This is a genomic window from Sulfuriferula thiophila (assembly GCF_003864975.1).
Classification (GTDB): domain Bacteria; phylum Pseudomonadota; class Gammaproteobacteria; order Burkholderiales; family Sulfuriferulaceae; genus Sulfuriferula; species Sulfuriferula thiophila.
Genome location: NZ_BHGL01000007.1, coordinates 197,127 through 209,407 on the forward strand (window position 1 = coordinate 197,127; position 12,281 = coordinate 209,407).

Sequence of the window (12,281 nt, forward strand, 5' to 3'; positions counted from 1 at the left end):
TTAGTCTTCAGTTTCGTCTATAAACAAATTGGCAAACTGCCGGGCTGTGGTTTCTATGTCACCGCTATCAAACAATGCACTGATCACCGCGACCGAATCTGCGCCCGCATTAATCAGGCTATCGGCATTGCTCAACGTAATGCCGCCGATTGCGACAATGGGCACATGAATGACGTGACCAGCCTCATGCAACAGGGTCACGTCAGCAGGACTGGCATCCGGTTTGGTGCTGGATGGAAAGAAACTGCCGAAGGCCACGTAATCGGCCCCTGCTGCCTGTGCTTTCAAAGCCAACGGCAAGGACTGATAACACGATACGCCGATAACGCGGTCATGCCCGAGTACAATTCTCGCCTCATGGATTGCACCATCGTCACGACCCAGATGCACACCATCTGCACCTACCAAGTCAGCCAGGCGCAAACTGTCATTAATAATCAGGGGCACATGGTAACGCCGACATAATTCCAGTAACTCACTGGCCTGTTCATGCTGACGCGCCACATCTGCGCTTTTATCGCGATACTGCACCACTGCCGCGCCACCACGCAGAGCCGCCTCAACCGAGGCCAGTAAATACCCGGTGTTATCTGTTTCTCGCGTAATCGCGTACAAACCCGAAATCATTGATCGTCACCGTTGCGTGCCCAAAACAAACGGTCTGGAATATATTGCCCCATACCCGGCCTGAATCCTGCTCGCAGACTTTCATAGGTGAACTCTTGTGCTTCACGCACTGCTTCAGGCAGACTCATTTTGTGTGCCAACGTAGCTGCAATCGCTGAAGCTAATGTACAACCTGACCCATGGTAGCTGCCCGGCAGCCGCGCCCAGGCATCCGTACGAATCACGCCGGTACTGTCATACAAGGTATTAATCACCTGCAACGTATTCTCATGCGTACCAGTAATCAATACATACTCGCAACCCGTACTCAATAAATGGAGCGCACACTGTTCCAGACTGGCTTCATCTGCGCCATCCATGTCGTCCTGCACCAAGCTTCTGGCTTCCACGCTATTCGGTGTAATGATGGTGGTCTGCGGAATCAGCATATCTATCAAAGCAGCGCGCATATCATCATTCGCCAGCTCATCGCCCCGCCCGGAAGCCAGCACTGGATCCAGCACCAGAGGCACGTCCGGATAATCAGCCACAATCGCGGCGATTGCCGCAATCGCTTCGATGCTCCCGAGCATGCCAATCTTGAACGCAGCTACCGGCATATCTTCCAGCACGCAACGGGCCTGGTCAGCAATCCATTCCGCGTCCAGAGGCAGATAATCTTCCACGCCAACGGTATCTTGTACCGTAATTGCCGTTATTACCGACAGGGCATGGCACCCCATACTGGTAAGGGTCAGGATATCCGCCTGAATACCTGCACCACCGGTCGGGTCAGAGGCCGCAAATGTCAGAACAACTGGAGGTGAATCATTTGTCATTTTAAAAAACCACGCCATAAAAGCGTATAACTGGATTAGAATAAGTATTTTAACTGAAAAGCGAAGAAATAATGGAATCGGCCTACAATTGCTACATGTGCGTGGTCTGCGGTTATATTTACGACGAATCTCAAGGCAGCCCTGCAGACGGGATTGCCCCGGGCACCCGTTGGGACGATGTGCCCATCAACTGGACATGCCCCGAATGCGGTGCACGCAAAGACGACTTTGAGATGGTCGCTGTTTAACCCGGCAACATAACGACCCTGCTGAACTCAGAGAAAAATCACAACAAATACTTGCCAGCAGGGCAAAATAAGATTAAAAATGTAAACACGATTAATTATTATGATGGCTACTGAGAAACATCATGAATACTGGGTCTAGCCCTAAATTAATTCACCCAATACCAATTACAACAAATTTAAAATCATTACTGGGGGCGGCGTGACCGACACAAAAAATTTGAATGGCGTTAAAGTAATGGTGATAGACGACAGCAACACCATACGCAGAAGTGCCGAAATATTTTTGAAGCAGGCTGGATGTGAAATCATACTTGCCGAGGATGGTTTTGACGCTTTAGCCAAAATCACTGATCGACAGCCTGATGTCATCTTTGTTGATGTCATGATGCCTCGTCTCGATGGCTATCAGACATGCGCGCTGATCAAAAAAAACAGCCGCTTCAAATCTACGCCTGTCATTATGCTCTCCAGCAAAGATGGTCTTTTCGATAAAGCGCGTGGACGAATTGTTGGCTCCAACGAATACCTCACCAAGCCATTTACCAAAGACACTTTACTAACCGCGGTGCAGCGTTATGCACCATCAGACAATGTATCAGAAATTTAAATTCGAGGTCTCTCATGGCAGTTCATAAAATCCTTATCGTCGACGACTCCCCAACTGAGCGTTTCTTTCTTGCCGATTTGTTGAGCAAGCAAGGCTATCAGATCAATCTGGCCGAAAACGGTACGGAAGCGCTTGAAAAAGCAAAGCAGATCATGCCAGACCTGATTCTCATGGACGTCGTCATGCCTGGCCTGAATGGCTTTCAGGCAACCCGTGCGCTATCCAAAGATGAGGAGTTGAAACATATTCCCGTGATCCTTTGCACCACCAAAGATCAGGAAACCGACAAAATATGGGGTCTGCGTCAAGGTGCGATCGAATACATCATCAAACCAGTAGATGGTAATGCACTGTTACAAAAAATTCGCTCCCTATAAGACTCAACACCTCACGAAAATACGACCATGTCAAAACGTGTCAGTCTCAAACAGTTTCAGCAAGACCTGAGCGATCGATTACAAATAGCCACCAGCCAATCCACAGCCAACAGCCGACTGGCAGTTCGAGTGGGTTCACAAAACTGGTTAGTCGATTTGGCTGAAATCAGTGAGGTAATCACCCCGCCACCTTTTGCCACTGTTCCGCTTACACAAGAATGGTTTCTTGGCGTGACCAACATCCGCGGAAAACTATTCAGCGTAGTTGATTTACCCAGTTTCTCAAAACTGGGCAATGCCCAGCGCAATCTTGAAAACAGACTCCTGATCGTCCATCCACGATTCGCCACCAATGCTGCGCTACTTATCGATCAGGCATTGGGTTTACGCAATATTGACAAAATGCAACTGGAAACCAGTGGTGATCATACCTCCTGGTGCACCAGCACGCATCGCGATAGTGATGGCCACATCTGGTACAACCTGAACATGACTGCATTAGTAACGAATCCAGAGTTTCTTACTGTTGGCATTTAACCCAAGCTCAACCAACCAAACCTAATAAATATTTTGAAGTGGAGATACAAGATGGCGTTTAACCTGCTTAGCTTAATTAACCCAAAACACCAACCAAAGAAAACCGGTCGAGTCGTATCGAATCAGGAAAACACCACCCTGATTATGAGTGGGCTAAAGAAAATATCAAATAGCGCAGCAGCTGAAACGCCGTTAATTGGTCATCTGCCAATCGAAAAACAATACATCCTAACCATGGTCTCCGGTCTTGGTTTCCTGGTATTGGCAGGTGTGTTACTTATTTATAACGGCATCCAGGTCGGTAACAAAACCGAATACATCACCAAAGCGACGGAAATGCAGATGCTATCGCAGCGTATCGCTAAAGGTGCCCAACAGGCAGTTGCCGGCAACCTTGAAGCTTTCGCCCAACTAAAAAATAGTGAAAAGCAGTTCATCGACGACTTTACCGCTATTGCCAACGGCAGCATCAGCTTGCCAGCTTCCCCGAAGTCGATACAACCCTTACTCGCTGACTTGAAAAAAGACTGGACACCGGTTGAAGCTCAAATCAATCAGATTCTTGGGCAACAAAAGGCACTGGTAGAACTGCACAGCAACGTAGAACAAATCAACAAAAGCACTAACGACTTGCTAGAGATTTCCGAACAGCTTGTTGGGCGTATGACTGACGCTAATCTGGGGCAACGCGAAACCACACTTGCCAGCCAGATGGTCATGTTAACCCAGCGCATGGCAAAAAACGCCAACGCGCTCACGGCATCCGACGCAATTGACCAGGATGTGGCATTCCAGTTAGGTAAAGACACCACCACATTCCAGGAAACATTGCGTGGCTTGCGCGACGGTAGCGAACGCATGCACATCGCCGCACTGAAGGATACCGATGCGCACAACAAGCTCGCTGAACTGGCTGCGGCATTCAAACCATTCGAAGCCTCGGTCACCAACATTCTGAGCAATATGCAGCCTCTGGTAGAAACCAAACAAGCCAGCATGGCCATTTTCAAAGCCAGTGATGAAATCCTGAAAGACGCACAGATTGCCGCGCATGCCTATGAGAAGCTGGGTTCGATCGGCAACATGATAGCTGTCGTATCCGGATTGCTGGCTTTGGCAAGTCTGGTGCTGTTCGGTTTCGTTAACATCAACGAATCTAAACGCCGCGTACAGCTCAGCGAAGCAGAGAACAAACGTAACCAGGAAGCTATTTTGCGCTTGCTGAACGAGCTTGGCGACCTTGCTGACGGTGACCTCACTACCAATGCGACCGTGACCGAAGACATCACCGGTGCTATTGCTGACTCAATCAACTTCACCATCGACGAATTACGCGGACTGGTATCTGGTATTAACCGTGCAACAGAGAAAGTGACGAACACCACCCTCCAGGCACAAGCTATTTCCGAAGAGTTGCTTGCTGCTGCGCAACGCCAATCCCAGGAAATCGAAGAAACCTCTGCCGCTATTCTGGGTATTTCCCAATCTATTAATGATGTTTCCGCCAGCGCAAGCCAATCAGCACAAGTGGCGACCCAGTCACTGGAAGCAGCGGAAAAAGGTACCAAAGCGGTAGAAAACTCCATCAGCGGCATGAACAGTATTCGTGAAAACATTCAGGAAACCTCCAAACGCATTAAGCGCCTGGGTGAATCCTCACAGGAAATTGGTGAAATCGTGGAACTGATTTCCGACATTACCGAACAGACCAACGTGCTGGCGCTGAATGCAGCGATTCAGGCTGCGGCCGCCGGCGAAGCGGGCCGTGGCTTCTCCGTGGTTGCGGAAGAGGTGCAACGTCTGGCAGAACGTTCAGGCCAAGCGACCAAACAGATTGCAGCGATTGTGAAAACCATTCAGTCAGATACTCAAGATGCTGTGTCCGCTATGGAAACCAGTACGCAAGGGGTAGTAGAAGGTGCGAAACTCTCCGATGCTGCAGGTCAGGCACTGAACGAAATTGGACAGGTATCTCGCAATCTGGCCAGTCTGATTGAAAATATTTCAACTGCAACAGATAGCCAGGCAGTTGCCGCTACCAAAGTAGCGAAGGCTATGCAGGATATTCAGCAAATTACCGAGCAAACAACCGCTGGTACACAGCAAACTGCATCCTCGATTGGTGAATTGTCCGCACTCGCAGCTGATTTGAAAAAATCCATTTCTGGTTTCAAGTTGGCATAACGTTGTTTATCGAGGGTGGTTATTTTGCATCTGTTAATCACCCTGCATACGTTGACGAGCAATAAATCGCTTAACGAGCAATCAGCGAACTAAACAGGAAAAACCATGAGCTTGATGCCAGAATACGATATCGGCCCCCTCAGTTGGGTCAAAGATGAAATAGATCGCGCCTTGCGACAAGTCAATGAAGTATTGGATCTGTACAATTTGACTGAAGATGACCCAGCCAAGTTGCGTCAAGCTCGCACGCACTTGCATCAGGTGACCGGTGCAATTGAAATGGTTGGTTTACAGGGTGTCACACTGGTATGCCAAGAGATCGAAAAACTGGTCGAAGCACTTGAATCAGGTAAACTTGCTATCGATCAAAGCATGCTGGATCTTGTCCACAACGCCTGCGATGAACTCGAGCACTATCTGGATGAATTGCTAAATGGCAAACCTAACCTTGAACTCCAGCTATTGCCGTCATATCAGCAACTAAGAGCTGCGCAAGGCATTAGCCAGACGACAGCCAGCGATTTATTTTTCCCAGATATGGCGCACCGCGCACCGCGTGCTGCGACAGCATCCAGTCTGTCAGCAGATGAACTGACACAACTGATTAAAAAATCACGATCTGCCTTCCAGCGAGGATTACTGGACTTCCTGCGCCAGCAAAATACTGAACAAGGCCTGGTAAACATGCGCTCTGCTGTGCACGCCATCGAAATGGGTATGAGCATACCAGCCAGTCGCACTTTCTGGTGGGGCGCCAGTGCATTTGTTGATTGTCTGATTAACCATTCTATCGAGCCTACATTTGCAGTGAAACAACTATGTGGTCGCATTGACTTGCAAATGCGCCGCCATATCGAGGGTTCGCACAAAATTGCAGAACGGCTGTTACGCGATCTGCTTTACTTCATTGCGCAAAGCCAGGATATCAATGAACATATTACCGAAGTTAAAAACACGTTCAGTCTGGCGCAACTTATTCCACAGCACACGACTACGTTAAACGAAATCAGTGCATTACGTCCCTTACTCAAGCAATTATTAGCGTCGGTCAACAGCACCAAGGAAGCATGGATCAAGTTTGTCTCTGGCAACCAGGACAGTCTTTCGCAGTTCCAGATCCAGATTAATGAACTCAAAGATCTGACTGGCCAACTGAACAACACCCCGATTGCACAATTAGTGAGCGAGATCAAAGAAGTTGCAGACAACTACATGCAACTCCCCAACCAGCGCCATGAAGCCATTAATCTTGAAGTAGCGACAACGCTGCTGTTAATACAAAACAATCTGGAGCATTACGAAAATATCAGTGGTGAACTAGTGCACCAGGCAGAAGTACAAAACCAGCGTTTACGTGCGGCTGCCTATGCCGAAATTGATATTAGCGAAATTGCTGATGTACCCTTGCTGGATGATTTCTCCAGACAGGCGCAAGAAAAACTGCTCATGGCTCAGGTTGCGCAGGAAATCCAAATCAATGTGCAAAAAATCGAAGAAGCCCTTGATAATTTTTTCCGCGACAATTTCCATGACCGGCAACTGCTTGCAGAGCTAGACCGTCCTATCACCGAGATTCATGGTGCACTCAGCATCATGCAACTCGATGCGGCTAATCAGGTGCTGGAACGTACCCACGAGATGATCCGCCAATTACGTGATCCGGCGGTTGCCATCGACGAATCACAATTCCCTGTCATTGCTGATGCTATTAGCAGCATAAGCCTGTATGTTGACGCGCAACGCTACCAGCGTCAGGATGCCGCCAGTATTCTACAACCCATCCTCAAACAGTTTGGACTGGTTGAAGATGTCGAGCCGGACAATCTGGACAGCAATGAACGTGTAGAGGATGAGCTCGATTCACTCAAAGCTGATTTACATCAGCAACTGGATGCATGGCAACAGAATCCCGACGAGGAGGATACAAAAAAAAAGCTCCTTGAAACTCTGCGTGAAATAAATCAGGACGCAGAGTTAGTCGGTGATCAGGCGCTGAAATCGCAGACTGCTGAAGCCTTACAGCAAATTAACGCAGGACAAGGCCAGGAAGCGTTAACTGAATTGGCAGGGCAACTGGGCAGTACCATTCACACCCACGACGAACCAAGCATCAGCGAAAGTCCTGCGCAAGAAATTGATGCCGAACTTCTGGAAATATTCTTAGAGGAAGCTACCGAAGTTCTGGCCACGATACAGGATGAATTACACACACTGACCCGGCAACCACACGATGTTGAGTCGCTGCGCACCACCCGCCGCGGCTTTCATACCCTTAAAGGAAGTGGTCGCATGGTCGGGTTGAATGAACTGGGCGAAACTGCCTGGTCAGTCGAGCAACTCTTCAATCAATGGCTGCAAGATGAGAAGAGTGCGACGCCGGAATTAATCTCATTTTTAGAGCAGGCCCATCAATTTTTTGCCACATGGGTAGACGCACTTAAAGCAGGCACAGCGATACCGGCTGGATCCGCCGATATAAGCATACAAGCGGATCAATTGCGCCTGGAGCAAAGCTGCAACACAATCGAACAGCCTGCTGTCAACCCCGAAGTCACGCCTGAGTCAATTGTTGCGGAAGCTGAAACACCGGCAATCACCCTTGCAGAAGAATTCGCGGCTGAACAGGACATGGCTGACTTCGCTGATCTGGATCATCAGCCAGCGCCGACAGAGATAGCTGATCAAAACCGCGACACTGACAGTTTTAATATCGATACGACTGAAATCCATGCTGAACATACGACACTGCAAGCACCTACAGCAGACATAGTAGAACATGACGAAATGATGGCATTTGCTCAGGATGAGCACGTCGCCGAAGAGCACTCTAACCTAACTTCATTAGTTGAAGCTAGTGAACACGATGAAACAGACACTGCGCTTACCCAAAATAACGCCGAAGCGAACAGCGCAGTAGCCGATGGAGCGCCAGAGCCCATAGCCGAGACCCATTTGACCAATGATGAGCCGGTCGACGATCGTATTGCCATTGGCACCAACCTGATCTCACCGATGTTACTCGACATCTTCCTGCGCGAAGCTGATCAACATTACCACACCTTAAGAGATGAGTTTAACCGGCTGCAAAGTCAGCCATACGAAGCAGTCAGCTACGAATTTATGCGCGCTGCCCACACGCTGGCTGGCATTGCCGGACTGACTGGGTTCAAGCCCATCGCAGAACTTGCACACTCACTGGAAGGCTGGCTCAACCGCCTGCAAGCTATTGCAGCACCGCTGCCGCAACATGACAACGCAACAGACCTGGCGATAGCCCATATCGCCAGCATGTTACGCAGCATACGCAAACAAGAAGCTCCGCAAGCCGCACCTGAGCTGGTGAGCCTGCTCGACAAGGCTCAAGCCCAGCTAGCGCATATAGCTCACGATAACGCCCCAGCAGCAGACGAAGCTGCACTATTCGCAGCAAAGAGTGAAGAGCAAGAGGGCAGCAGCACTGTGGAAGCTGTGGAAGCTGTGGAAGCTGTGGAAGCTGTGGAAGCTGTGGAAGCTGTGGAAGCTGTGGAAGCTGTGGAAGCTGTGGAAGTAGCTGAAGTAGCTGAAGCCAAGCCTGTGCAACTTAACTCGACTATGGAGAAACTGCTACTCCCCATTGACGAGCAATCACATCACAACATCACTATTGCAGATGACGTGGATGAACAACTGCTGCCAATTTTCCTTGAGGAAGCTGCCGACCTCATGCCAGCAATCGAGAAATCGATACGCAACTGGCAACAAACTCCACATGGCGAAGAACAAGCCAATCTGCAGCGCCTGTTACATACGCTTAAGGGCAGTGCACGTATGGCGGGAGCAATGCGACTGGGCGAGCTTACGCACATTTTGGAAACGGACATTATTGACGCAATCAATAAACAGCACTTCGCTCAGCATGACTTTGATCGTTTCGAAGCGCAAACCGATCAACTAAATATCGCTGTAGAACAACTACGCAACCCGACACCACCGCAACCTCTGCTGACTACAACAGCGCCAGAGCAAGTCGTGAATGATGCAATTGCTGTGCAGCAAGCTGTTGCAATGCCCACCAACATCCAGATTCCTTCGCTGGATACGGAAGCTGGCGCACAGACTTTGCGCGTACGTGCAGATACTGTTGACCGACTGGTCAATGAAGCAGGAGAAATCAACATTGCCCGTTCACGCATGGAAAGCAGCGTAGCGAACATCAAAACCAGCACACTGGAATTGAATGAGAACGTGAACCGTCTGCGCACCCAATTGCGCGAGCTGGAAATCCAGGCTGAAAGTCAGATGCAGTCCACCCTATCGCATATGCGCAACGAGGATGCCGAGTTTGACCCGCTGGAATTTGACCGTTTCACGCGTTTGCAGGAACTGACCCGCATGATCGCGGAAAGTGTTAATGATATCGGCACGGTACAGCAAAGCTTGACTATTGGTCTGAATGAAACCGATGCTGCGATTAACCAGCAAGGCCGTCTGGCCAAAGATCTGCAACAGGCGCTTATGCATATACGCATGGTGCCATTGTCGAGTATTTCCGATCGACTTCACCGCACTGTACGCCTCGCCGCCAAGGAACTGGGCAAGAAAGCCAGTCTGCAACTGGTGGGAGAACATGTTGAATTCGACCGTGGCGTGCTGGATAAAATGGTTGCTCCGCTCGAACACTTGCTACGCAACTCCGTAGCCCACGGCATTGAGATGCCAAACGAACGCCTCGCTGCTGGCAAATCCGAATACGGCGAAATCGTACTCTATGCCCGTCAGGAAGGTAATGAAGTCGTCATCGCCTTACGCGATGACGGCCGTGGACTGGATTTACAGGCCATTCGCGCCAAAGCGGTCAGCCAGGAGTTAATCAGCAACGAAGCCGTACTGCCCGCTGACGAATTAATGCAATTGATTTTTGCCAGCGGCTTCTCCACTGCAGAATCAGTGACTGCATTATCCGGCCGCGGCGTAGGTATGGACGTCGTTAAAAACGAAATCAGCCAACTTGGCGGCCGCATTGATATTGCCTCAGAAATCGGCAAAGGCGTACAGTTCTTGGTATATCTACCGCTCACCCTGGCTGTGACCCAGACGGTAATGGTGACCGTGGCAGATCGAATGTATGCAATATCGTCATCCATGGTGGAACAAGTTCAGGAATACAAAACAGCGCAGTTGAATGAATTGCTCAAACAAGGCGCTATCGATTGGCAAGGCAACCATTACGATTTCTTCTACCTGCCGCATTTGTTAGGTGAAATCAGCGCCCAGCCAATTCAACAGCAATATAGCCCGGTACTGTTATTGAAGAGCGGTAACCAGCGTGTTGCGATTCTGGTTGACAGCATGACGGGCAACCGTGAGATTGTGATAAAAAACATTGGGCCGCAATTAGCGCGCGTACTCGGCATCGCCGGTGCAACGGTGATGGGTAACGGTCAAATCGTGCTGATTCTTAACCCGGTACAACTTGCGCAACGTCAAGGTGTGCAAGTCAGACAGGATATTGCGCATGCTCCGCAGGCAGTCGCCGAAAAAATCAGCACGGCTAAAACCGTCATGGTGGTGGATGACTCGCTCACAGTGCGCAAAATCACCAGCCGCATGCTAACTCGTGAGGGTTACGAAGTCATCACCGCCAAGGATGGTGTAGATGCTTTGCAGATATTGCAAAACACGATTCCCGACGTGATGTTACTCGATATTGAAATGCCGCGCATGGATGGCTTCGAGCTCACCAAAGTGATGCGTGCCGATCAGAAAATGGCGCACATCCCTATCATCATGATCACTTCGCGCACAGCAGACAAGCACCGTGAGCATGCCATGAACCTGGGTGTAAATGCCTATATGGGTAAACCTTTCCAGGAAGACGTCGTACTTGCCAAAGTAGCGGAACTCATCAATACCACTTGCGAAATATAGCAGTAGACACACCAATAAAAATGCCCGCTAAATGCGGGCATTTTTATTGGTGTGGGTAAAGAATAAATTAACTAGCCGACCAGTCTACCACCCCAGTATAGGCGCTAAGCAAGACCAGCATACCGAATACGATACGATACCAGGCAAAGCCAACAAAGGTATGATTGGAAACAAACTTAAGTAAGGCAGCAACTGCAAGATAGGCACTTACAAATGCCGCAACAAAACCGATGGCAAAAAGCGGTATATCATTGACCGATAACAGGGCCCAGTTTTTATACAAGTCATAAACAGTTGCAGCAAACATGGTAGGAATCGCGAGAAAAAACGAAAAAGCCGTTGCCGCACTACGATTCAAACCAAACATCATGCCGCCAATAATTGTCGCTCCCGAGCGCGATACACCGGGAAACATGGCGACCGATTGCGCAAAGCCGACTTTCAGCGCATCCTGCCAGCGCATCTCCTCTATCGTATGTACACGTGGCGTTAGGGCGCGTTTCTCAACCCACAAAATAATTACTCCACCCACAATCAACGCCATTGCTACAGTATAGGGATTAAACAAATAGGTTTTGATGACATCGTGGAATAGCAATCCGAGTACTACAGCAGGCATGAATGCTATCAAAACATTGCTGGCAAAACTCCACGCAGTCGGGTCACGTGTTACCAGCCCTCGCGTTACCACGCCCAGTTTAGCGCGAAACTCCCAAACCACCGCCAGTATTGCACCCAACTGAATCACAATTTCGAATACTTTGCCGCGTGCATCACTGAAACCGCCAAGCAGGTCGCCCATGATAATCAGATGACCAGTACTGGAAATCGGCAAAAATTCGGTTAAGCCTTCAACAAGCCCTAAAATCAATGCCTTCAATGCCAATATTATATCCATGAACAAGCCACCTAAAATAAATACAGATTAACAGAACAAGATTACGCCATTCTTAATGTATTGCAGAAATATATAAAA

General features: G+C 49.2%; 9 protein-coding genes. 6 read left to right on the top strand and 3 right to left on the bottom strand.

The window, feature by feature from the left end; all coding sequences use genetic code 11:
* Both thiE and thiD read right to left on the bottom strand, forming a co-directional pair.
* Positions 1–627 carry a thiamine phosphate synthase gene (thiE, locus tag EJE49_RS05720; protein WP_124949447.1) on the bottom strand — a complete coding sequence of 209 codons (627 nt, stop codon included), beginning with the start codon at positions 625–627 and terminating at the stop codon, positions 1–3.
* On the bottom strand, positions 624–1,445 hold the full coding sequence (gene thiD, locus EJE49_RS05725) for a bifunctional hydroxymethylpyrimidine kinase/phosphomethylpyrimidine kinase (protein WP_124949448.1): 822 nt from the start codon (positions 1,443–1,445) through the stop codon (positions 624–626). Before thiD ends, thiE begins: the two co-directional genes overlap by 4 nt.
* 71 nt (positions 1,446–1,516) lie before the next feature.
* On the opposite strand from thiD, the gene EJE49_RS05730 reads away from it, so the two are divergent.
* From EJE49_RS05730 to EJE49_RS05755, 6 genes are all read left to right on the top strand, one after another.
* The gene (locus tag EJE49_RS05730; RefSeq protein WP_124949449.1) at positions 1,517–1,693 is read left to right on the top strand and encodes a rubredoxin; all 177 of its coding nucleotides are present in this window, start codon (positions 1,517–1,519) and stop codon (positions 1,691–1,693) included.
* A 235-nt stretch (positions 1,694–1,928) separates the two neighbouring features.
* Positions 1,929–2,300, top strand: coding sequence for a response regulator (locus EJE49_RS05735; protein ID WP_124949781.1), 372 nt, complete (start codon positions 1,929–1,931; stop codon positions 2,298–2,300).
* 14 nt (positions 2,301–2,314) lie between these two features.
* Complete coding sequence (locus EJE49_RS05740; RefSeq protein ID WP_087446056.1) at positions 2,315–2,677, top strand: response regulator; 363 nt, start codon at positions 2,315–2,317, stop codon at positions 2,675–2,677.
* A 27-nt stretch (positions 2,678–2,704) separates the two neighbouring features.
* Positions 2,705–3,214, top strand: a complete 510-nt coding sequence (locus tag EJE49_RS05745) for a chemotaxis protein CheW (RefSeq protein WP_124949450.1) — start codon at positions 2,705–2,707, stop codon at positions 3,212–3,214.
* Between the two features lie 51 nt (positions 3,215–3,265).
* Positions 3,266–5,398 carry a methyl-accepting chemotaxis protein gene (locus tag EJE49_RS05750; RefSeq protein ID WP_124949451.1) on the top strand — a complete coding sequence of 711 codons (2,133 nt, stop codon included), beginning with the start codon at positions 3,266–3,268 and terminating at the stop codon, positions 5,396–5,398.
* Positions 5,399–5,503: 105 nt separating this feature from the next.
* A complete protein-coding gene (locus tag EJE49_RS05755) occupies positions 5,504–11,305 on the top strand; it encodes an Hpt domain-containing protein (protein ID WP_124949452.1) in 5,802 nt (1,933 codons plus the stop codon).
* A 67-nt stretch (positions 11,306–11,372) separates the two neighbouring features.
* On the opposite strand, the gene EJE49_RS05760 is transcribed toward EJE49_RS05755, so the two are convergent.
* A complete protein-coding gene (locus EJE49_RS05760; RefSeq protein WP_124949453.1) occupies positions 11,373–12,203 on the bottom strand; it encodes an undecaprenyl-diphosphate phosphatase in 831 nt (276 codons plus the stop codon).
* Positions 12,204–12,281 lie beyond the last annotated feature (78 nt).

Bases quoted from the DNA above. Each gene is read 5' to 3' on its own strand.
- thiE (WP_124949447.1), bottom strand. From the start codon at position 627: ATGATTTCGGGTTTGTACGCGATTACGCGAGAAACAGATAACACCGGG.
- thiD (WP_124949448.1), bottom strand. From the start codon at position 1,445: ATGACAAATGATTCACCTCCAGTTGTTCTGACATTTGCGGCCTCTGAC.
- EJE49_RS05730 (WP_124949449.1), top strand. From the start codon at position 1,517: ATGGAATCGGCCTACAATTGCTACATGTGCGTGGTCTGCGGTTATATT.
- EJE49_RS05735 (WP_124949781.1), top strand. From the start codon at position 1,929: ATGGTGATAGACGACAGCAACACCATACGCAGAAGTGCCGAAATATTT.
- EJE49_RS05740 (WP_087446056.1), top strand. From the start codon at position 2,315: ATGGCAGTTCATAAAATCCTTATCGTCGACGACTCCCCAACTGAGCGT.
- EJE49_RS05745 (WP_124949450.1), top strand. From the start codon at position 2,705: ATGTCAAAACGTGTCAGTCTCAAACAGTTTCAGCAAGACCTGAGCGAT.
- EJE49_RS05750 (WP_124949451.1), top strand. From the start codon at position 3,266: ATGGCGTTTAACCTGCTTAGCTTAATTAACCCAAAACACCAACCAAAG.
- EJE49_RS05755 (WP_124949452.1), top strand. From the start codon at position 5,504: ATGAGCTTGATGCCAGAATACGATATCGGCCCCCTCAGTTGGGTCAAA.
- EJE49_RS05760 (WP_124949453.1), bottom strand. From the start codon at position 12,203: ATGGATATAATATTGGCATTGAAGGCATTGATTTTAGGGCTTGTTGAA.